The following is a 22,985-nucleotide window of genomic DNA, read 5'->3' on the forward strand; positions in this document are numbered from 1 at the left end:
ATTTAGTATGAATCAATTGTGCTTACCAGTTCATGATCTTTTTTACAGCAGCAGTCAGCTCTGTGGCAATTTGCTGATGCTCTGCAAGGTCAGGGTGGTAATCACATCCACTGTTATATTGTTTTGAAAAGAAAAAAGTTGCGACTTTTTTATCTCCTTCTTTATTCACTTTCTTCTTCACTGCTGTTAAAGTATTTTTCATAAATGCTTTCAACCCTGCATCGGCCATCGGGCTGCTTAACAGAATGAACTGAGCATTGGGATAATAAGCACGCAGCTGATGAATAAATGAAATATAGTTCTCACAGAACTTAGCAGAATCCTGTACACCATCATTCTGACCAAGACAAACCGTTACCACATCGGGCTGATAATTTTTAAAGTCCCAGTTAATGGTATCATTCCTCATACTGATCTTATCAAACACAGGCGGCATAATGATATTCATATTACAGCAGCTGCGCATTAAACCAATGCCTGAAACAGACGACAAATGATATTGTGCATTCACTGTTCTTGCTGTAACTGCACCATAACTTAAATAGGCATTGTGCTGATCATGCCAAACACCTATGCCACAAGGATTTCAGAAGGATCTGCACTCGCTCCACAGGTAATAGAATTACCAATGAATTCCATTTTCCTTACAGGCTTTGCTGAAGGTTCTGTCAATTGCTGACAACGAAAACCAACCAATTCGAGGTAGCCAATATTTGCTTCTGTATTTTTATGCAACGATAAGGTATGCGGCCTGGCAGATAATTCCACATCAACTGCAATTGTATCATGCGCTGATTTTGTCTGCATACGTTTTGCAACTCCATCAACCACGAGTTCCAGGTAATTATGATTCTTACCCCAGAGAACTTCATCGTTCAAAATGATTTCACACCTGTTCCCCGTAAACTGTATGCTGATATAAACACCCGGCTGCCAGAAACGGGGAAGTTTTGGATTTGTAAAATCAATTCTTCCCGTGTACTGAATCATTGGATGATCTGCTGCAAAAAATTGGAGTTGACTTTGCTGCGCTTCTGCTTTTGCACAAAACAGAAAGCATGCAGATACACATAAAGGAATTATCAACCGCCGGAAACAGTATTGAAACTGGATCATAAATCAGGTTAGTTATAATTAAACTTCACTTTATTTTTTCCAATGATTACTTCAAACTCACCCGGTTCAGTTACTGTCTTCAATTGTGCATTTACAAAAGCAAGGTCATTTTTATTAATGGTGAATGTTACGGTTTGCATAGCACCTGCTGTCAAGTATATTTTCTTGAAAGCCCTTAAACGTTTCATACTTGGTGTAATGCTTGCATACACATCATGCGTATATAATTCTACAGTATGTTTGCCAGGCCAGCCTCCGGTGTTTTTTACCGTAACACTTACTGTTAACTTTTCATCGCCTTTTAATTCTGTTGTGCTTAATTGTATATCGCTGTATTCAAAAGTTGTATAACTCAATCCATGACCAAACGGATACAATGGATTATAGCCTGTATGAATATCATCGTTAAATACTTCCCTTACATCTTCTGAAGGTTTACGGTCGTACAAAACCATTTCACCCATACTGCGTGGATAACTGAATGGAAGAATTCCATCAGGATTATAATCACCAAACAATACATCAGCTACAGCTTCACCAGTTTTTTTTCCACTCCAGTAAGCCATTAATATCCCTTTTGCAGGAGGTTCAATATTGGTGATAAACTTTGGTCTTCCTTCTGTTAACACCAGTATCACAGGTTTGCCTGTTAAGTAAGCAGCAATTGCAAGATCTGCCTGATTTTTATCCAATGCAAGATCAGGCGTATTGCCTGGACTTTCAGCATAAGCATTTTCTCCAATGCATAAAATAATTACATCAGCATTTGCAGCTGCATTTGTTAATGCTGCAATATCATAGTTCATGGAATTATCAAAACCCTTTCCTGATGTAGTGATAATATTCGCTGCCCCAACTTTATCTTTAATTGCCTGGTAAATTGTTTTGCTGTCGGTGGGATACCACTGCTCCTCTTTCCCCTGCCAGGTATAACTCCAGCAGCCATTCAATGCACTGATGCTTTGTGCAGACGGACCTGCAACCAGCACTTTTGTATTCTTAGAAAGTGGTAATATATTGTTTTGATTTTTTAGTAATGTCATTGCTTCACGTGCTGCATCCAGTGCAAGTGTCTGGTATTCCGGTTTGCCAAAATTTTCAAGTGCTGCTGATTCAGGATATGGATTCTCAAACAATCCTGTTTTCATTTTTAACGTCAGGATTCTTCTTACAGCATCATCAATACGTGTCATTTTCACTTCACCTTTCTTCACTGCTTCAATCAGTAAATCATAAAACGAAAAATCACTTGGAACCATGCTCATATCAACTCCGGCATTTACAGCCATCACCACAGCTTCTCTTGGGGTTGATGCTACATGATGCCAGTTGTGCAAACGGATAATATCTGCCCAATCGGTAACAATCAATCCTTCAAAACCAAGCTCCGTTCTTAGTACATCGGTTAATAAATATTTACTTGAATGTACCGGTACACCATTAATTTCACTGGAATTGATCATGATGGTTGATGAACCTGCTTTCACAGCTTCCCTGAACTGTGGCAAATAATATGCTCTCAATTCTATTTCAGGTAAATAAATCGGCGTCCTGTCTTTTCCGTTTCTTGATGCAGAGTACCCAAGATAATGTTTCATACAACTGGCTACAGCTGTTACGCTTTTTAATCCATCTTCTTCATAAGCGGTTATTCCTGCTGCTCCCATTTTCTTAACAATGTATACGTCTTCACCATAAGTTTCAGGAAATCTTGACCATAAAGGCTGACGGCCGATATCAAGTACAGGAGCAAAGTTCCAGCGTACTCCTGATGCTCTTAATTCCTTTGCAGTAACTTTTGCTGCAGCAGCAACCAACGCAGGATTTCTTGTTGCAGCCATCGCAATATTTTGCGGGAACAAGGTTGAATTGAGTGTATAAGTTTGACCATGTATGGCATCCAAGCCATAAATAATCGGAATTTTTAAACGTGTATTTTTTGTTTCATCCTGGATCTGTGTAATGATCTTTCTCCATGTTTCTACATTCAATGCATGCGCAGTTGTGTTTAACAGAGACCCTACTTTATAATCAACCACTGCTTTTTTCAATAATGCAGGATCAAGCGATCCATCTTCATTGGCCCAAGCTCCTTTGGCAACTACAGCCAGTGTAACCTGGGTCATTTGTCCAACTTTTTCTTCGAGGGTCATCTTTTTTAAAAGATCTTCCACCTTTGGTTCAACTGGTTTACTTTTCTGATTGATGGCTGCAACTGAAAGCACAGCAATAAGAAGCAATGCAACTAACTTTTTCATTTTGATTTTTGTTTGATCTTTTTAATAGCCGGTTTTTCAACTGTTAATCTCAGCATTACCACATCATGCCCCTGTACAATTCCTGTCCATGCGTTCTTTGTTGTTCCGATTTCTTTTTTCATCCACAGGTCTTTAATGCTGTAAGCTGTTGCATTAAAATTGATAAACGTATTGGAAACAGAATCAGATACAGGGTTTTGTTTAAAATCATAAGTCACCGAAACAGGCTTTTTACTGCGGTTTAAAAAGCAGATGGCAAGTTCGTTGTGAGCAAGTGGTTTTATCCATGTATCAACACTGTCCTTTTGCTGATAAAGATAAGCCTGCACTCCCAAAGAATCCTGATCAACAGCAATTGCTTCTTTATCTGTGAGAATTGAAATGGTTTCTTTGGTCATTGAACGTAAATCATTACCGGCAATCAACGGGGCTGCCAGCATGCACCACATGGAGAAATGTGCCCTGTCTTCACTTACACTCATGCCATTTCCCACTTCCATCATATCAGGATCATTCCAATGATCCGGACCTGCATACTGGCGGATATTTTTGCGTATATCAATAATATGAGTTACTCCCAAACTCTTCCAGGTACCATGATCTTTTATACAGTCAAAACAATTATAAATATCACCACTGATGCGCCATAACTGCCCGATATCTTTTGCCCATAACCAGGGTTCATAAGTACCCCACTCACATAAACTAAAAACTATTGGACGACCAGCCACTTTAATAGCGTTGCTCATTGTACGGTAAGCTTCTTTTGCCGTAATGCCTTCTGTACTGCACCAGTCGTATTTCAGAAAATCAATTTCAAGCGAAGCATAGAAACGTGCATCCTGGTATTCGTATCCTCTTGTTCCGGGATAACCTGCACAGGTTAACGTACCTGCACAATTATATAAACCAAACTTTAATCCTTTGGAATGCACATAATCAATAACAGTCTTTAGTCCATTGGGAAATTTTTGCGGATCGGGAACAAGGTCGCCATTTTTATTCCTTTCTTTTGCCATCCAGCCATCATCTAAAACAATATAGTTATAACCTGCATCCTTCATTCTGCTTTTAACCATATCATCTGCAATTTCCATTACCAGTTTTTCAGAAATATTTGTTTGAAAAGTGTTCCAGCTGTTCCATCCCATTGGTGGAGTTGGGGCTAATCCTTCAAACTTTTGTGCGTAAATAAGTGAAACAGAAAAAGTCAACAGAAATGCAAGTGCAATTTTTTTCATGTGTTCATTTTGTATTTTTTATTTGTCACATAGTATATCCATAAAAATCACCACCTCCATTGTCAAAATAAGTACACTGATTTTTATGGATATTTCATGTGCTGGATTTATTTTTTATCAACTGTCATAATTACTGCTCCTAATGCAGGGACTGTAACCCTTATTCCGTTTGCTGTTACAGATGATCTTGCTTTCAGTGTATGATAATTTACCGGACCACCTGCATCCAGGGTTGGCCCCACGCCATTCACCAATACCTTACGGGAAAATTCGCCATTATCATTACTGCCTTCCAAACTGTACCAGTAAAACCTGTTTCCATAATAGAAGTTTTTCATTTTCACAACCACTGTTTGTGATGTGGGTGAAGTATTGATCAGTGTTACATTTACCTGGCCGGATGTATATGTAGATGAATAGGCCTTAATACTTACGCCACCTGTTACCGTATTATTCACCAGCCTGTCGCCCAGCATTTTTTGAAAGTAATACATATAATAAAAGCTTGGGCGTGGACTCCACTTGGCAATACCCGGTTCATCGCCACTGCTGAAAAGGCCATGATCATTCCCATTGCTCCATCCGTTTAATAAATCCCAGCGTGCAGACATTCCATATTTATTTTTCAAGGCTTCTCCCATTACCAACAAAGCAAATAAGCCACTTGTATTTGATACCTGTTGTTTTGAATCTTTTGCCCACATATTCCATTCGTCCAAGGCAATGGGTTTTACTGTTGCTCCATTTGTTTGCAAAGCCTGTGTAACAAAGTTCATCATTGTACCGGGAACTGATAATGCAGATGACAGCACTACTCCTGCACTTGAATTTTGATCAAACGGGGTAAAATAATTATGCACCACATAAAAATCGGCTTTGTTACCTACTCCGGGCATCATACCCGCATTCCAGGTTTTCATGGTATTGGTTTGCCAGGATTCTGTTGCAGGTGCTTCAACCGTAACAGCACCAATATAAATTTTCTTACCAATTTCAGTTGCTGCTTTTTGCATAGAGTCAACAAACACTTTAAAATGCTGGGCATACAAAGCACCTGTTAAAAATTCAGGCTGACCATCTTTGTTTGCAGTAAGATCGATACGGTAACCCCATTCCCAATTGCCATAATTTTCATTACCAATTTCCCAGTACTGTGTACGTCCATTATCATAACGTACCCAATCGGCTGCCATGTGAGCCGCATCAGCAACAGGATTTGTACCTGTGCCATAGCGTGCATACCCGTAATTAATTGTAATGATTCCTTTATTATTTGTTTGCTGCAACATGGTATAATAGTTATCCAGGTTACACTGCCAGTTATAATTTGTTTTACCGAAGTTGTAAGTTGCCGCTACTTTAGTACCATCATCTTTTGTAAACATGGTTGGCGCACCGGGCGGATTTACACCTTCCAATGCATTCCAGAAATAAGCATCACTGGAACTGCCGCCGGAAAACGGATAATATGCGGATGCAGATTTGTAACCGGATCAATAAACTTTGGATCACCTGCTACAGGACCCATCCACCAAACAGCATTGTGTCCAAATTCAGATAAAGGAATTTTGTAATGATAGATGTGGCATCAACAGTAACTGTATTTGTTGCAGTGGCAGGCATGCTTCCTTCATCAAATGAAGGTGCTGTAAATGTTCTTGGCTGCCAGTCATCCAGGAAAAAACCAATTGTATTGGCAACCGGAGGATCCACGCCGGGTACAATTACTGTATCTGTAATAACAGGCGGAGTTGGTGGAGCAGGCGTAGCACCTTTATTTTTTTTACAACTTATTGTCAGTAATATCAACAGCAATAAGAGAACTGTTTGAGCCAAATTCTTTTTCATACAATTACAATTTAATCAGGGTACAATTGAAATACGTTTATACATTTCTATACAGGCCCTGCTGTTATGATAAGGGCATTTCCAGAAGCCTGCTTTTTCTTTCTGCATCAGTGAGTAATCTTTATTTACTCCCCAATACCACTCACCGTTTTCTTTATTAAGAATATGTTTCTTTACAAAATCCCAGCTTTGCAGAGAGTATCGAAGATATTTTTCTTCCCTGGTTAACTGCCAGGCATTATAAAAACCAATCATTGCTTCGGCCTGCGGCCATGAATGCTTTTCATGAATCAGTGCATCTTTCTCCGGCTCATATTCATACCACAACCCTCCATCAGTATCCAAACCTTCAGCTGCCGCATCAGCTATTGAAATGGCAAACTGTTTAAATATTCCGATCAGAGATTGATGTTCTATAACTTCTGCACATTGCTGCAACAGCCATGATGCTTCAATATCATGCCCATAAGAGTGCAGAGTTGATTTTGATACCCATTCATCAGTAAAAAACAGATGGAGATGGTGATTTTCTTTGTTGATGAAATGCTGCTGAAATAATTCAAGCAGGTGAATGATTTTTTTTCTCAGTCCATCATCAGGCCATACTTTATAAAGTTCTGCATAAGCTTCCACTATATGCAGATGCGTATTCATTGTTTTTCGTTCATTGTCATCTTTATCACTTAAACGTAAGTCATCTGCGTCTTTCCACATCCGGTCAAAAGCTTCAATATATCCGCCTTTCTTTTCATCAAAACTGTATTGCTCAATACTGTTATACAAATCCTTTGCAAAATGCAATGCCATTCCATTACCGGATGCTTTGTAATATGCTGCCATTCCATAAATGCAGAATGCAAGTCCGTAAATCTGTTTCCTGCCATCTTTCATCTGTCCTGTTGAATCAACAGACCAGAAAACGCCTCCATACTCATGATCAAAAAAATGATTAATAATATAATTAAACGCAGTTGTGGCTGTGTTTAGGTGCGATTGGTCCCTTGTGAATTCATAAGCAGCAGAGAATGCCCAGAGTATGCGGCTGTTAAGAACAATTCCTTTCGGAGCAGTTCTGTCGGGAATATTTTCATTGTTGATGCTGCCATAAAAACCACCCTGCTCTTTGTCGATGGTAAAATTCATCCAGTAAGAGAGAATTGTATTCAGTTCTTCTTTCATTTCAGATTTATACTTTGCTAAGATGTCTGAACTGATATCTGCCTTCAGGGTTGTCATTACTTGAGAGATGTTCTTGCTGATTTTTCTGATTTACTATGCTCAACTTTCACCAACTCTTCCGATAGATTTTTATCGATCAATGCAGTTAATGTTTTAACTGTTTCGGCCGATCTGTATCCATCAGCTGCTGTATTAACAACATAATCGAGCAATTGCTTCACCGTGGAAGTTGCCACATGCAAACGTGTATCAGAGGAAGCGTAATAAATAAATACAGTTCCGTCATCATCTGCAATCCAGCCATTACTGAACACTACATTCGATACATCTCCAATGCGCTCATCAGCTTCAGGTGCTATAAAATAACCGGCAGGCTTGTAAATTATTTTCGTAAGATCGTTCAAATCAGTCATAAACATATACAGCACATATCTTAATCCCGCTGCTGTATTTCTTACGCCATGAGCAAGGTGCAGCCATCCTAATTTTGTTTTGAGCGGTGCAGGCCCCTGACCATTCTTCATTTCATAAACAGTATGGTATATTTTTTTATCAATAACTGTTTCCTTATCAATCTTTGCATTTTCAATTGAATCACTTAATCCAAAGCCAATGCCTCCGCCTTTTCCTGCTTCAATAAAACTATCCTGTGGTCTTGTATAAAAAGCATATTTCCCATTTACAAATTCAGGATGCAACACTACATTTCGCTGTTGTGGCGATGGTGTAATAAGATCATTGAGTCTTTCCCAGCTAACCAGGTCTTTTGTTCTTGCAATACCACATTGAGCAATGGCTGAAGTTTGATCTCCTTCTGAAGCTTTCGGATCTCTCCGTTCTGTACAAAACAATCCATAGATCCATCCATCTTCGTGCTGTACCAAACGCATATCATACACATTGGTATCGGGCACACTGGTTTCAGGCATTACCACCGGGTAATCCCAGAATTTAAAATTATCAATTCCGTTAGGGCTTTCAGCAACAGCAAAGAATGATTTACGGTCAGCAGCTTCAACCCTTGCCACTACAATATATTTATCATTCCATTTAATAGCACCTGCATTTAAAACTGCATTGATTACAAAGCGTTCCATCAGGAATGGATTGCTGTCGAAATTAAGATCATACCGCCAGAATAAAGGAGTATGAGATGCTGTTAATACAGGGTTTATATATCTCTCAATGATTCCGTTTCCTGATCCTTCTTTTGAGTTCGTTTGCTGCAACAGGGTCTCATGACTTTTCTCCAGCTTTGCTAAGCGACTAAAGAAATTACTTCGCATACATTATAATTTAATTGTTCAATCTTCCAGTTTATTCCACCATGTTTTCTTTAATATAAATCCAATAACAATCAATATCACCACTGTAATTAACAGGGGTAATTTTAACCAGAGTACGATATACATTGGCAAAATGGTTAAACAGCATTGAGCGACAATACCAATCACCACATTAAACATATCCAGCTTAAACCGTTTATTTGGTTCAAACGAAGGATTATCCTTTATCACCAGTTCATGAATTGGTTTCCAGAAACCCCATGGACGCACCGTACTGTAAAACTTTTTCAGTATTTCCACTTCAGTAGCAGGTGCGGTATATGTTCCAATTAAACAGCCTGCAATTGACAAAGCAAACAATAGCGGGAAGTAATACAGAAATTCAACCCCATTAAAAAATCTTGAAAAGACTAATGCTCCTGCAATACCGGTTAACATACCATAATAAAAACCATTTGCATTAAACCTCCACCAATACCATTTCAACACATTGGCAGCTATATAACCTCCATACAAACCTGATACAATCCATTGCAGGATACTGTTAACATCCTTTGCAAAAAAACCGAGTGTTACACCAACTGCCACCACAATAATTCCTGTGAAATAATTCATTCCCATAATCTTCCTGGTAGATGCATGAGGATTGACATACTTCAGGTAGATATCATTTACGATATATGCCTGTGCAGCATTCAGTGTGCCGGAGAAAGTGCCCATAAATGCTCCCAGCAAACCTGTTAACACAAGGCCCAAAATACCAACCGGTAAAAAGTTATTGATAGCTGCAGGAAGCACACGTTCAAAATCCGTTCCCCCTGCACCATTACTTAAATTCAGCTGATTATAATACAGTAAGCCAAGTACAGTAAGTCCAATTACCATAAAATACCTGATGGGCAACAATACAACGGAAACAAAGCCTGTCATTTTCGATGCTTCCTTCGGCGATTTTGTTGACAATACTTTTTGCATATCATAGTTCGGTGCAGGACCGGCCAGTGAAGCAAACACTCCTTTAAAAATCATCATCATAAAAAAGATGCCGAATAAACTGTATCCATCCTCTGCAATTTTTTTGTTGGCATCTTCAACAATACCGGCCCAGTTCATATCCAGGTTCCAGCCAAAGAATGGATTGTCCCATCCGGCAGGAACATTCAATGTATTTCCATGCAGATGCATCATGGCTATAACTGCTATGGCAATACATCCCACAGTCATGATTGCATATTTGATCAAATCGCCAATAACAATACTGTGCATGCCTCCCAAAATGGAATAGAACATAGCAAACAGTGTAAATACAATTCCATAAAAATGAGCTACGTATTGTGGTGCTATATCAAAAGGAATATAAGGCTGTACCAAATTCCACGGAACAAATATTTCAATGAACTTTCCCAACCCGATAAATCCATAAGCCAAAAAACCAAGACAGCCAATCAGTGCAAATGCCACAACAATATTGTGCGATCCTGTTACTCCTTTTCCTTTCAATCCAAATCTTGTTTGCAACCACTCAGCTCCTGTATTTGCGTTTGATCTTCTCAACCATTTAGCCAGGAACATCATATTAAATACCTGGTTAAACACCGGCCACAAAAAAGGCAGCCACATACTTTTTATTCCATATACAAAACACAGGGATACCATCCACATGGTGCCGCTGATATCAAACATATCAGAAGCATCACTTAAGCCGAGCATATACCAGGGGAGTTTTTTCCCGCCCATCATATAACTCTCTTTATTTTGTCTGGCTTTTTTCCGTAATACCCATCCAATAATCAGCATAGAAGCGAGGTACAGAATAACAATGCTTATATCAATTAATTCTAATTTCATCCTGTCTGTTCAATTTAATTTCCCGGTTGTTAAAAATGTGCAGGCTGAAGAATCAGCCCGCCGCCTGATTATGATTATGAACTAAAAAACATTACCTGTATAGTTTTTCATTTTTTACATCTTTTTCAAACAAGGTGCTGTTCAATTGATAAAACTCAACAAAGTCATTTGCTGAAAGCTGCCCTTTAATGGTGCATAATAATGCATCCGTTTAGTACTCTCCTGGTAACCATGATTGCGCCATACCAATACATAGGAAATTTTATTATCACCTATTGCTTTGAGCAAGGTTTCAGTCCACCATTTTTCATTGGGAACAGATTCAAATCCAGTTTCTGCCAATGCAAACAGTTTATTTTTCTCTGCAGCAATTTGTCCAACCATGTTTAACCGTGAATTTGTATTCTTTATAAACCCTTCATTTTTCTTTGGGTCTCCACTTTGATAAGTATCAAAACTTACCATATCCACCACATCATCGCCCGGGTATCTTTCTAAAAATTCTTCCTTTGTTTTAAAGTCGCCGCCTGTATTATATACCCATAAAATATTGTGCAGTTTTTTTTGTGTATGCAGGTAATCAAACGTGAAACGCCAGAGAGATTTATAATCTGAAACGCTGCAATTGTTTCTGCCCCACCAAAACCAACTACCGGTGTGTTCATGAAAAGGACGGAATAAAACAGGTATCATTTCTCCTTTGCTGCCTTTCAATGCTCCAAAAAAAGAAGCAACCTTATCGAGCCATTGTTTATATAATTCATGATTAGCACCTCCCGGTATAATTGATGCAACTGTACCATTTGTTGTATCCCATGCACTGATCCCCTTTCCAAACGGGCTGTACATATGCCAGCTGATAGTTATTACTCCTCCTCTTGCATAACCATCTTTGATGAACTGCTGCATCTGATCAAAAGGCACAGCATCCAGGTTTTTAGTTTGGTCAAGTTCCAATCCGCCCAGTTCCCATCCATATACTGCCGGGTAATCACCTGCAACATCTTTTATATCACTTCTTCCTGCTGAGCCTGTCGAAGCATCATATTTCCAGTTAACACCATAAGCCAAATCATCCTGGTGGCCAAACATGACCCCTTTAGATGATAATTTCTTTAAATTATTATACAGACTTACGGTTTCCTTTGTTGCCTTTTTATCTGTTGGTAATTCCTGCTGTGCTTTTGCCTTGCAGGCAAACAGAAAGAAAACGGAAATAAAAACAATGATATGCTGGCTGTTGTATTTCATTTGAGTGCACTTAATTTTTTTGTAAAAGAACTGACTACTTTCCAGGTACTGATATCTGCATCGAACACAGAATTTAATCCCTGTTCTTCAACCGGAGGATCGCCCAGTACATCATCCCCTTTTTTCCAGAGTAGCTGTTTGTAAGAAGGACGGCCACTTCCGCTGAATGTCCAGAAATTTGCTCCTGCAATTACACCACTCTGTTGTGCATCTTTCAGCAACTGATTAAATATAGAAGTATAATACCTGTCTCTGAAAGAAGTAGATGCAGATAATAAAAAGAATGACCATTCCTGGGCAAACCAAATTCCTCAACCACTAAAGGTTTGCTGATCTGTTTAGCAACAGCTGCATGTTTTTGTAATATAGTCTGTTGTTTTTTCACTACTTCATCAAAACTTTTCCAATAGCAGTGTCTGTAAACCATCCCCAGTTTTTGGGCCAAATATGGATGGTTGCATAATCAATATTTTTATCTGCATGGATCGCTTCAAACACATCCATATTCTCACTGCCCATTTCACCTTCGCTGCCAATGGTAATTAAATGATGCTGATCCATTGACCTGATGTATGCAGCTGTATGACTGATAAAATTTTTATACGCATCAATTGCTGCCGGGCGCATGGGTCTTGGTTCATTGGCAATTTCCCATGCCATGATGGAAGGATCGTCAGTATATTTTTTCTTAGTGATTGTGTTGATTCTTTGTACAATCAATTTTACCTGTTGTTCATATTGCAGCATACAGTTTGAACAATTATAAAACTGACTCACATAATCCCTCATTTCACCCCAGCTTAGTTTACGCTGCAGTACAGAATCAGCAATCAATCCATTCCAGTTAAGGTATTGTAAAAAGCCCCCGCTCCATTCCCAGTTGTTACTGAAAAAGATAACGGCTTTCATTTTTCGTTTTTCTATTTCAGTAAGTAAAAAATCAAGCCCTTTTAACTGATCAGTACTGAATACACCGGCCTTTGTTTGCAAAGCAGGCTCAACTCTCGGAACACCATTAATCTGTCCTTTGCCTTCAGCACCGGCCATTACACGGAGATTGTTAACCCCTTTGCTTTTCAAAAAATCAAGTTCTTTTCTTATGCGTTCTTTTCCTTTTGCATCATTTGCCACTAAACCTCCATACCAGTAATTGACCCCGATATAATAATAGGGCTTATTGTCAATAAAAAACTGTTGTTGTCTGCGTTGCACAAAGGATTGGGCATGTAAAGTATCATGCAGTAAGAACGCCAATAAAAGAGCATAGTAACAACAATCTTCATTTCATATAACTTTTACATGGATTTAGGTCATCTTTGAAAATCCGGGTACGTTTTAAAAAACCGGTTCAGAATCGATGCTGAAATGAACCAGTTCATGAATGGGTTTCTGGAAACCCCAAGTAAGCATAGTACTGTAAAAATTACTGAGTGTTTCTATTTCAGGAGCCTGTTGCATTGAGCGTTTCTTTTGCTGCCTATATTTTATCACCGGGTCATTCATTTGATTGTTGGAACAGTAAAGGGTTTCACAATACAAATGCCTGTAAGCCACAAGTGAAGAGAAAATAGCTTTTAAAGGAACATATTAACATAATAGCTAAAAAAAACCTGTTTAACTCTTCAGCAATCCGGGTGGCGTTAAACAGGTTTTTTGCAGAAATAGAAAGAAGCACGCAGGATCTTATCTGATTTATCCGTAAGATTTCATCGAAATAATTAACGATTTCAAATTTCTATTTAACCAAAACTACATCATCAAAATATAATTTTTCATCGCCTGAATCCGGTCCTTTAATGAAAAACCCTAATTGCTGCAGTGTACCGCCTGTACTCCAAAAACTAATTGAACTGATGGGAATTTTAAAATAAGTCCAGACACCCGGTGGTACTGTAATTGGATTAGACCCATTTTGCCCATATCCAAGTGATGAAGTGTTGGTTTGAATATTAACCGTTTGAGATGCAGCTCCACCATATACCCAAAAACTAAATACTTATAAGATGCATCATATGGCAAACTTGGATACCAATTTTGAAAACCTTCAATTTTCCAACCGCTCTTCGGAAAAACTCCCATAAAAGAAGCTGAACCTGTTTTAAAAATAGTTGTTGATATACCTGCCAGCCCTGACCACGAACCATTTTCCCAGCTATTTTGATACCCATCTGTGAAAATCTGGTAAGCATTATCAAGATTAACTAATTCCTGTGCTGCATTTAGTGTTGTAGCTGTACCCGCTGAAGTATAGTTAAACTGTAAAATTCCTCTTGTAATGGTTGTTGTAGGGAATTGAAGCACTAATACAGAATCGTTTTTACTAATAATACTTGTAGTGGCAGTTCCCGGAGATGATCCTAAAAGATTTACTCCTGTTACTGATGCAAATCCTACACCACTTAATGTAATTTGTGAACCTGCATAAAAATCGTAATTGGAATAAGAAGATACTGTTGGCGGTGGTGCTATAATAGTAAACTTATAAGTTGCTTTACCATAAAGAGTGGTAACCACAAGGCTATCTTTTGCACTAGGCCCATAATATGGTGTTTTTGATGGCACTTGAACAACTATTGAATTATCAGTTAATAGAGCACGGTTAAAATATGCTGAATACCCGTTAAATGTTATGCTTGTTACACTTCCCAGGTTAGTCCCGCTGATTAAATAATAATTACCAAGATTGCCAGCAGTAGTAGTGGAATCAAAAGCATTTATCCGGTTTTGCTTTTGTTTAAGTGTTTTGACAACATTACCTCCTGCATCATAAGATATTATTGTGTCATACGTTGTTGTAGTATCTGTTTTGCTCCACGTATGAACAGAGGCAATAGTGGGCGTGCCAGTTCCCGGATCAAAGCCAAGGCTGTTATATTTTTTGCAGGATCCCATAAATACCAACCCAATTAATATGGCTATCCAGTAATTTTTTTTAGAATTTAGTATATTATTCATATAATTTATTTGATAATTTAAAATTTATATGGTACAGGGGCTCCTAATAAAGCAGGGTCAGCAGAAGCTTCTGTAGCCGGATAAGGCAACAGGAATTTTGAATCATTTAAAGTAAAACTGCGACCGGAACCATAGCCGGTTATTTCACCTGTGGTGCTATTTATATTTACAGTGCGTCTATCTTGACCGTTAATGATTTTTATTGCAACAGGGTGATGACCAGAAACAGGACTATTACCTGTATTAACGTTAGGCTGATAACCATCTATACGCTGTAAATCGTACCAATAATCTCCTTCAATGGCAAATTCTAACCTTCTTTCATTAAGTAATTGTTTGTAAGTAAAGCTGGTTAAAGCCGGTAAACCTGCTCTTTGACGAACTTTATTTAAATAGCCCAAAGCAGTTGCATCGGTACAAACAGCATTGGTATCAATTCCCGTCCGGGTTGAACGCCTGCAATTTTACCCAAAATAGCTTCTGCAGCAATTAAATACATATCAGCGTATCGAAGAAGATAAGTATTATTTGAAGTTGCCTGAAATGCAGTTAATCCGTTGTTATCATCGGGTGTTCCTACCACATACTTTTTCATTCCGGCTCCAGTTCCCTGAGCATTAACTGCTTTATAGAGTTTGCCCCCAACTGTGGTATCAATTCGTGCAATATAGTATCCCCCGTCTTTTTTATGCAGTTCGGGGTAAAAATCATGATCTGTCATGATAGTACCATGGCGGCGAACAACATCACCTGCATTTGCAAAAGCATTTTGCAAATCAAGGCTTGGCCCTAATTCGCCCCATCCATCGCCGGTACCGGTAATATCCGAATTAGGACAAATCACAGATTGATGTTGGTTTCCAAATCCATAACCACCATTAGAAGTCCATTGCAAAGCAATCATTGATTCTTTACAATTGTTGCCGGCTAATTCAAACATCTGAACATAACTGCCCGGAGCATCCAAACCTACCAAACCAAATTCGCCGCTGTTAATTACAATTTCTGCCTCAATTCTTGCACTATCATATTTCTGTTGATACAAATAAACTTTTGCCAATAAACCAGAAGCGGAGGCACTGGATGCATGCCCTGTACTTGCTACTCCCGGTTTACAATTAGCTTTCGCAAACTGCAAATCCAATGCAATAAATTTATAAACATCGTTAACCGGATTAGTAGGTACTGAAGAGAAGGTACCAACAAAAGGAGCAGGGTCGGTAATGATAGGTACATTACCAAAAATACGCACCAGATAAAAATAAGCTGCTGCTCTCATTAAATGAGCTTCTCCTAATGCGTTATTAACTACGCTTGCAGGTACAGCCGAAGCCGCACCAGGCAAATTGTTGATTAACGCATTTGATTGTGCTATTACAGTATAAAGGGAGTTCCATGCACTGGAAACAGTTTGAGTGGCATTTCCTGCGCCAAAAGCGCCAAAAGCATCAAATGAACCGTCAGTTCCTGCCCAACATATTGCATTACCACTTTGCAAATCACCCATGGCTAAAAGCGCCTTTCCATTAAGACCAAACCATGGCGCTGCATATAAAATGTTCGTACTAGATTGAACCTGATCAGTAGTTTGATAATAGGTACCTACTGTAGAAGCATTCTCAGGTGGGCGGTTAAAGAAATCTTTTTTACAACCTGTAGCTGCTATAACAGCCAAAATTCCCAACCCTGCTACATATTTTATTTTAGTTATCATTTTTATTTTTTTAATGGATGAAGCAATTAAAATTCAGCATTTAAACCAAATGTAATCACCCTTGGTGTTGGATATCTTCCATAATCTATATTTTGCAATATTGGGTTTTGATTTAATGAACCTACTTCAGGATCTAACCCAGTATACTTGGTAAATACATGCAAATTTTGACCGCTGACATAAATTTTTAATTGATTCAATTTTGCTTTCTTTGCCCATTTTGCGGGTACAGTATACCCCAAACGAACGTTTTGTATTCTTAAATAAGAAGCATCTTCAAGAAATCTGTCTGACATAACTAAGTTGTTATTCCCAAAACTTGCTCTTGGTGCAGGAATATTGGAGTTGGGATTAGATGGTGTCCAATAGTTAGCAGCATCAGCGTTTTGATTCATGTATAAGCCATACATACCCATAGCCTGAAAATTAAGAGCATTTAATATTTTTCCACCCTGCGAACCGGTTAAGAATATGGATAAATCAAAGTCTTTATAAGTAAAATTGTTACTTATACTGTAAGTAAAATTGGGGTTTGGACTACCTAAGGAGTATTGTTCGTTAGGTCCACCTTTGCCATCATTACCTTCATACATAATATCTCCATAATAAATAGTATTGGATAAAGACCTGTCACTGCTCACCTGTTGAGGAGAACCAAGAACATTTTGAGGATTTGCCACTAAATAAGCTAACTGAGCCTGCGTTTTAATAATACCCGCAACTTTATACCCGTAAAATTCTCCTACAGATCCACCGGGTTGAGTTCTTGTAGCATAAATTTGAGGGCCAAAACCAGTAGATATAATACCGTTTAATTCAGGGAATCCGTTCAATGAAATTACTTTATTCCTATAGTGAGAGAATACTACAGTTGTTGACCATGTAAAATCTTTTTAACAAAATTCCGGCTTGTAATATTAAATTCAAATCCTTTGTTTTCAATTTCACCCGCATTTACCCAAGGTGATTGCACAACCGCTACATTGGAGTATTCAGCTGTACCACCACCGAGGAAAGAAGGCAAAGGTTGCTGAAAAAGAAAATCCTTTGAAGTTTTCTTATAAATATCGAAAGAAGCGTCAATACGATTATGAAGTAAACTAAAATCCACACCTGCATTTTGCTGTATGGCTGTTTCCCAGGTAAGATCCGGGTTGCTGAAATTAGCAACTCTAAAACCCGTGCCTAATCCCGTAACTACAGGATTAATTGCCGAGCCATAACTATATTGTGGAATATTAGAATTACCAGTGGCGCCGTAGCCTAACCTGACTTTAAGATTACTCACCGTTTTGTTTATTTTATCCATAAACGGTTCATCTGATATTCGCCATGAAACAGCGACACCGGGGAAATAACCAACCTGATGCCCTTCGGCAAAATTAGAGGAACGGTCACTACGGGCACTTGCAGTGATGCTGTATTTATTATTAAAAGTATAAATAGCACGTATTAAATACGATTCCATTGAAGTACTGCCTTTGGGTTCATTCAACGTATTGGAAGATTGCGTTCCTAAATTTAAAGTTTGAATAGTATTACCTGCTGTAAATCCTTTGGTACTGGCAATAATTCCGCCATAATTAGATTGCCATACTTCACGACCTAACAATGCGGATACTACATGTTTACTCCCGAAAGTATGATTATAATTCAAATGCTCCAGCCAGTTCCAATAAGTACTATGATTATTATTTTCCTCCAAAACAGCTAATGTATTTGAAAAGGCAGGCGGGAAACCAGGAGCTCCATAAGCATAGGTCGGATTATATATTTTAGCCTGTCCCCAATTAAAATCTCCATCAATTTCGGAGTGCAACGTAAAATCTTTAAAGAGCTTGATATCGCCATAAATCCGGCCTTGTATATTGCTTCTTATCAAATAATTTGTAACGCTTAATGCCCGTTGAAGTGGATTTAACCCTCCCATTGCCTGGCCGCCTGCATCAATAGCAGGTCCTGCAAAACTTCCATCGGCATTATAAACAGCAACATCAGGAGCTTGCAAAAGAGCACTATAAATAATACCATAATTGTTTCCCAATAGGGTATTGGCTTTGTTTTGATTGGCAGTAATGCTTACACCCGCTTTAAACCATTCTTTTACCTGTGAGTTAATTGATGTGTGTATTGAATAACGGTTAAAGTCAGAACCTATAATAGTACCATCCTGTTTAAAATAGCCACCGGAAATATAATAATCAGTTTTAGCATTTGCCCCTGAGATGGAAAGGGTATGACTGGTTTGGTTGGCTCTTCGAAATATTGCATCCTGCCAATTAGTACCTGTACCCAATTTGCCCGGATCAGCAAATTCTATCCGGCGGGTTGTGCCAAATAAATCGGCAAGATTATTTTCAAACCGGGCATATTGCGGGAGATCCATCATTTTCAAAAACTTTCCCTGCTCCTGAATCCCGTAATAAACATCATAATTAATTTTTGCATCACCAACTTTCCCTTTCTTGGTAGTAATGATTACTACACCATTAGCACCGCGGCTGCCATAAATAGCAGTGGCAGAAGCATCTTTTAATACATCTATTGATGCAATATCATTTGGGTTTATGCTGGCGAGTACGCTGGGCTTTTGCTCTTGTGTAACAGGAGACAAACCGCCAAAAACTCCGTCATTCGATGATGCCTGTGAAGGAGCATTACCATCAATGGCCACCCCGTCAATTACATACAAAGGTTCACTTCCACTAAAAGAAGTAATACCTCTGATACGTACCGAAATGGCTGCTCCTGGTTGACCTGAGTTTGCAGTAACAGTTACACCGGCAGCTCTGCCTTGAAGCATTTGATCAACAGTTGGTTGAGGAATATTAGCCAGTTCTTTGGATGTGACGGATGAAACCGCACCATTCACATCCCCCCTTTTTTGAGTTCCATAGCCAATTACCACAACTTCACTAAGATTGGTGTCAGTTACATTTAAAGTAACAAGAACCGTTGTTTTCCCTGTAGTAGATACCTCAATTGGTTTTGAGCCAACATAAGAAATTACCAAAATAGCAGTAGGTGATGAAACATCAATCCTGAATGTTCCATTTGCATCAGTAATTGTTGCAATTTTTTCTCCTTTAATAGTTACAGTTGCGCTGGCAAGAGGAGTGCCTTTTTGATCAGAAACAACTCCGGTAAGAGTTCTTTTTTGCGCAAAAATGGTTAGAGAAGACAATAATAAAATAATGATCATAAAGATCGCATGGGAGGAGCTTGATTTTCTCATATAGCAAGAATATTTATCCAAAATTAGTTTTTTGAAGTAAACAGAACTAATACTATTATATCAAATAGTAGTACTTTATTGGTATACTGACGAAGATCATTATCTGAAAGTATTGGTATTACTGAATATATTGCGTAATATGGTGTAACACAAAAAATAAATAAAATAATACTATTTTATCAGGCAATTGATAATTTTACAACAAACAGAATTTCTCATGCAACCGGTTATACTCAGAGAAATCACCCCTCTTACCAGTAGTGATTGCTTTACCATATTTACAAGAACTAAATCAGAATTTGATTTTCCATTTCACAGTCACGAAGAATTAGAACTGAATTTTATACGAAATGCAAAAGGTGCCAAACGTGTGGTTGGTGATCATATTGGTGAAATTGATGAGCTGGAACTTGTTTTGGTTGGATCGAACCTGCCACATGTTTGGGAATCACATAAATGTAAAAGCAAAGAAATAAAAGAGATCACCATTCAGTTTCACAAAGACCTCTTCGATGAAAAATTTCTACGCCGCAACCAGATGAGTTTTATCCGCAACATGCTGGAGCTTTCTGCAAAAGGGATTTCCTTTTCCAAACAAACCATTGAACAGATTACACCGAGATTGATTGCATTAAGTAAGAAACAGGGTTTCGATTCTGTGCTGGAATTACTTTCCATCCTGCATGATCTTTCCGTTTCAAGAAATATGCATACGCTGTCCGTTGCCACTTTCAATAATGCAGAAGTATCCTACAACAGCCGTCGTATAGAAAAAGCATTTGAATACATGAATCAGAACTTTCAAAAAAATATTACGCTTAATGAAATTGCGAAGCTGGTGAATATGACAGAGGTTTCATTCAGCCGTTTCTTTAAAACCAGAACAGGCATTACATTTATTGACAGCCTGCTTGAAATAAGATTGGGGCATGCATCAAGACTATTGATTGATACAACTCAGTCCGTTTCAGAAGTAGCTTATAACTGCGGCTTTAATAATATATCCAACTTCAACCGTCTCTTCAAGAAAAAGAAAGATTGCACACCAAAAGAATTCAGGGAGAATTACAGTTTTTATGGAAGCAGAATATTTATTTAACAGGGAACCTTCCCACTCTTTTATACATGCCCGTTTATTAAGGCAAATAAAAAACTTCTTTCAGCGGAATGCTTACCGGTGAATTATCCGCATTGCTTTCCATCAGGTCTTTCATATAGGCCCACCACCTTTTCATCACCGGATGCGATGGTAAACTATCGAGCTTTACAGCATCCTCTATTTTCATTACACCAAAGAGAAAACTTGTTTCTTCGTCGAGGAAAATGCTGTACTCGCTGATGGTGGTTTGTTTCAGTAACTCCTGCAGGTCGGGCCATAAGGCATCATGTCTTTTTTTATACTCTTCCTCTTTGCCTTTAAACAGTTTCATTTTAAATGCTACACGTTGCATACAGATTATTTTAATAAATGAAAATCGTTTTACTCCTTTACTTCATATAGTTTACCAATGAACCGGGCTTGATTTCTTTCAATGCCTTTGCCACTATGTCAGCATTTACTTTAGCCCCATCCATATTGGTATGTGTATGATCAGATGGAAAGAATGGCTTTACTGCTTCTGCTCCCATTTCTTCATACTTTGCTGCAACCAATTCATTCAGGTTAATAAAATAAGCACCTTCTTCTTTTGCAACCTGTTCAGCCCATAAAGCATAACTGTCTGCAGAGCGTGTTACTTTACCATCTTTCCAGTTGTTGCGTGGCACCAGTGAACAAATAATCGGGATGGCGCCTTTCGATTTTGTTTCACGCACATACTTACGCATATACCAGCCGTAACTGTAAACCGTTTCCTTCATTTTACGGATGGGATTATAAATTTCTGAACTGTCGTTACCAATACCACGAATGGTTCCTCTTGCTCTTGCCGTATCATCTAAAGGGCTTGCATCATTATGACCAAACTGCATAATTACGTAATCACCTTTTTGTAACGCAGCCATAATCTTATCCCATCTTCCTTCAGTAATAAAAGTACGGCTGCTTCTTCCGCCAATAGCATGATTACTGATACTGATCTTCGCTGTATCAAAATAATCATCAATAAAACTACCCCATCCCCATCTGCCGTTTTCTTACCGGTACCATCACCATTCTTTACAGTTGAATCACCAATAATATAAAACACCGGTTTTGGATTGCATCATTGTAAATGATAAGATTCAAGAACAACGGAAATGAATAACAGCTTTTGAAATTTCATATTTATAAATTTATGTTCTACACTTATTTTTAAGATAACTAATTGCAATGGACCTGTCGCTCAAATTACGAATACCCTGTACAACAGATGCTGCATTTACTTTTGCACCTTCCACATTGGTATGTGTATGATCGCCGGGGAAAAACTTTTTCACTTCATCCGGCCCTAACGCATCGTATTTGTCTGCAGTGATACTGTTCAGATCAATAAAATAAACCCCTTCGCTTTCAGCTACTTCTTTTGCCCATTTGCCATAATCTCTATCTGCCCTTTTTACTTTGCCTTCAACAAACTGGTTGCGGGGGATCATTGAACAGATGATGGGTCTTGCACCTTTTGCTTTAGCATCTTTAATAAACTTTTTCAAATACCAGCCATATGTGTGTACGGTTTCAACAGTACTGTCTTTCCATGTCAATTCAACTGTTTCATCACCTGTGCCTCTTAATACACCACGGTAACCCGCTCTTGAAGTATCAGGCCGGCTGCCTTCGTTATGACCAAACTGTATAATGACATAATCACCATTCTTTAATGTTGATAAAACTTTCTCCCACCTTTTTTCTTTAATAAATGTTCTTGTGCTTCTTCCCGCCATTGCCTGGTTGCTGATGTTTATTTGCGTTGAATCAAAGTACTCGCCAATCATTTCACCCCATCCGCATTGCGGACGGTTAGTATTTCTGACTGTTGAATCGCCGATAATGTATATTGTTGGCTTTTCGTTTTTAATTATAAGAAATGAAGTAAGCACAGCTCCCAACATCAACATTCTTACACTGAATCTGTG

The 22,985-nt window shown here is 38.5% G+C and carries 15 protein-coding genes and 4 pseudogenes; 1 reads left to right on the forward strand and 18 read right to left on the reverse strand.

Annotated features, from left to right (window positions below; genetic code table 11):
* Positions 1-22 precede the first annotated feature (22 nt).
* The 15 genes and pseudogenes from IPK31_21655 to IPK31_21725 form a co-directional block, all read right to left on the reverse strand.
* A complete protein-coding gene (locus IPK31_21655) occupies positions 23-511 on the reverse strand; it encodes a hypothetical protein (protein ID MBK8090291.1) in 489 nt (162 codons plus the stop codon).
* 59 nt (positions 512-570) lie between these two features.
* Positions 571-990, reverse strand: a complete 420-nt coding sequence (locus IPK31_21660) for a hypothetical protein (GenBank protein MBK8090292.1) — start codon at positions 988-990, stop codon at positions 571-573.
* A 134-nt stretch (positions 991-1,124) separates the two neighbouring features.
* Positions 1,125-3,374, reverse strand: a complete 2,250-nt coding sequence (locus IPK31_21665) for a glycoside hydrolase family 3 C-terminal domain-containing protein (GenBank protein MBK8090293.1) — start codon at positions 3,372-3,374, stop codon at positions 1,125-1,127.
* Entirely contained in the window at positions 3,371-4,615 is a 1,245-nt protein-coding gene (locus tag IPK31_21670) for a glycoside hydrolase family 27 protein (GenBank protein ID MBK8090294.1), read from the reverse strand. The genes IPK31_21665 and IPK31_21670 overlap by 4 nt, the downstream gene beginning before the upstream one ends.
* Before the next feature lie 107 nt (positions 4,616-4,722).
* Positions 4,723-6,463 (reverse strand): annotated as a pseudogene (locus tag IPK31_21675) (alpha-L-arabinofuranosidase).
* 15 nt (positions 6,464-6,478) lie between these two features.
* A complete protein-coding gene (locus tag IPK31_21680) occupies positions 6,479-7,699 on the reverse strand; it encodes an AGE family epimerase/isomerase (protein MBK8090295.1) in 1,221 nt (406 codons plus the stop codon).
* Entirely contained in the window at positions 7,699-8,928 is a 1,230-nt protein-coding gene (locus tag IPK31_21685) for a glycosidase (protein MBK8090296.1), read from the reverse strand. The genes IPK31_21680 and IPK31_21685 overlap by 1 nt, the downstream gene beginning before the upstream one ends.
* Before the next feature lie 18 nt (positions 8,929-8,946).
* Complete coding sequence (locus IPK31_21690) at positions 8,947-10,776, reverse strand: Na+:solute symporter (GenBank protein ID MBK8090297.1); 1,830 nt, start codon at positions 10,774-10,776, stop codon at positions 8,947-8,949.
* A 91-nt stretch (positions 10,777-10,867) separates the two neighbouring features.
* A pseudogene (locus tag IPK31_21695) lies at positions 10,868-12,027 on the reverse strand (beta-mannosidase).
* On the reverse strand, positions 12,024-12,248 hold the full coding sequence (locus IPK31_21700; GenBank protein ID MBK8090298.1) for a hypothetical protein: 225 nt from the start codon (positions 12,246-12,248) through the stop codon (positions 12,024-12,026). The pseudogene IPK31_21695 and the gene IPK31_21700 overlap by 4 nt, the downstream one beginning before the upstream one ends.
* Before the next feature lie 163 nt (positions 12,249-12,411).
* Positions 12,412-13,239 (reverse strand): cellulase family glycosylhydrolase, encoded by an 828-nt coding sequence (locus tag IPK31_21705; protein ID MBK8090299.1) that lies wholly within the window; start codon positions 13,237-13,239, stop codon positions 12,412-12,414.
* Positions 13,240-13,833: 594 nt separating this feature from the next.
* Positions 13,834-14,982, reverse strand: coding sequence for a hypothetical protein (locus IPK31_21710; GenBank protein ID MBK8090300.1), 1,149 nt, complete (start codon positions 14,980-14,982; stop codon positions 13,834-13,836).
* Between the two features lie 17 nt (positions 14,983-14,999).
* Positions 15,000-16,696, reverse strand: a pseudogene (locus tag IPK31_21715) (RagB/SusD family nutrient uptake outer membrane protein).
* A 26-nt stretch (positions 16,697-16,722) separates the two neighbouring features.
* Positions 16,723-17,529, reverse strand: coding sequence for a hypothetical protein (locus tag IPK31_21720; GenBank protein MBK8090301.1), 807 nt, complete (start codon positions 17,527-17,529; stop codon positions 16,723-16,725).
* Positions 17,530-17,561: 32 nt separating this feature from the next.
* Positions 17,562-19,931 carry a SusC/RagA family TonB-linked outer membrane protein gene (locus tag IPK31_21725; protein ID MBK8090302.1) on the reverse strand — a complete coding sequence of 790 codons (2,370 nt, stop codon included), beginning with the start codon at positions 19,929-19,931 and terminating at the stop codon, positions 17,562-17,564.
* Between the two features lie 217 nt (positions 19,932-20,148).
* Here IPK31_21725 and IPK31_21730 point away from each other — a divergent pair, with 217 nt between their 5' ends.
* Positions 20,149-21,030 carry a helix-turn-helix domain-containing protein gene (locus tag IPK31_21730; protein MBK8090303.1) on the forward strand — a complete coding sequence of 294 codons (882 nt, stop codon included), beginning with the start codon at positions 20,149-20,151 and terminating at the stop codon, positions 21,028-21,030.
* Between the two features lie 37 nt (positions 21,031-21,067).
* Here IPK31_21730 and rhaM read toward each other — a convergent pair whose 3' ends face one another.
* From rhaM to IPK31_21745, 3 genes and pseudogenes are all read right to left on the reverse strand, one after another.
* A complete protein-coding gene (gene rhaM, locus IPK31_21735; protein ID MBK8090304.1) occupies positions 21,068-21,382 on the reverse strand; it encodes an L-rhamnose mutarotase in 315 nt (104 codons plus the stop codon).
* Positions 21,383-21,419: 37 nt separating this feature from the next.
* Positions 21,420-22,120: pseudogene (locus IPK31_21740) on the reverse strand (rhamnogalacturonan acetylesterase).
* An 85-nt stretch (positions 22,121-22,205) separates the two neighbouring features.
* Positions 22,206-22,967, reverse strand: a complete 762-nt coding sequence (locus IPK31_21745; protein ID MBK8090305.1) for a rhamnogalacturonan acetylesterase — start codon at positions 22,965-22,967, stop codon at positions 22,206-22,208.
* Positions 22,968-22,985: the final 18 nt, after the last annotated feature.

This window comes from Chitinophagaceae bacterium, from assembly GCA_016713085.1.
Lineage (GTDB): Bacteria > Bacteroidota > Bacteroidia > Chitinophagales > Chitinophagaceae > Lacibacter.

Excerpts from the sequence above, each read along its gene's own strand:
- IPK31_21670 (MBK8090294.1), bottom strand. The coding sequence starts at position 4,615 with ATGAAAAAAATTGCACTTGCATTTCTGTTGACTTTTTCTGTTTCACTT.
- rhaM (MBK8090304.1), bottom strand. The coding sequence starts at position 21,382 with ATGCAACGTGTAGCATTTAAAATGAAACTGTTTAAAGGCAAAGAGGAA.
- IPK31_21660 (MBK8090292.1), bottom strand. The coding sequence starts at position 990 with ATGATTCAGTACACGGGAAGAATTGATTTTACAAATCCAAAACTTCCC.
- IPK31_21745 (MBK8090305.1), bottom strand. The coding sequence starts at position 22,967 with ATGTTGATGTTGGGAGCTGTGCTTACTTCATTTCTTATAATTAAAAAC.
- IPK31_21665 (MBK8090293.1), bottom strand. The coding sequence starts at position 3,374 with ATGAAAAAGTTAGTTGCATTGCTTCTTATTGCTGTGCTTTCAGTTGCA.
- IPK31_21725 (MBK8090302.1), bottom strand. The coding sequence starts at position 19,931 with ATGAGAAAATCAAGCTCCTCCCATGCGATCTTTATGATCATTATTTTA.
- IPK31_21690 (MBK8090297.1), bottom strand. The coding sequence starts at position 10,776 with ATGAAATTAGAATTAATTGATATAAGCATTGTTATTCTGTACCTCGCT.
- IPK31_21730 (MBK8090303.1), top strand. The coding sequence starts at position 20,149 with ATGCAACCGGTTATACTCAGAGAAATCACCCCTCTTACCAGTAGTGAT.
- IPK31_21685 (MBK8090296.1), bottom strand. The coding sequence starts at position 8,928 with ATGCGAAGTAATTTCTTTAGTCGCTTAGCAAAGCTGGAGAAAAGTCAT.
- IPK31_21680 (MBK8090295.1), bottom strand. The coding sequence starts at position 7,699 with ATGACAACCCTGAAGGCAGATATCAGTTCAGACATCTTAGCAAAGTAT.
- IPK31_21710 (MBK8090300.1), bottom strand. The coding sequence starts at position 14,982 with ATGAATAATATACTAAATTCTAAAAAAAATTACTGGATAGCCATATTA.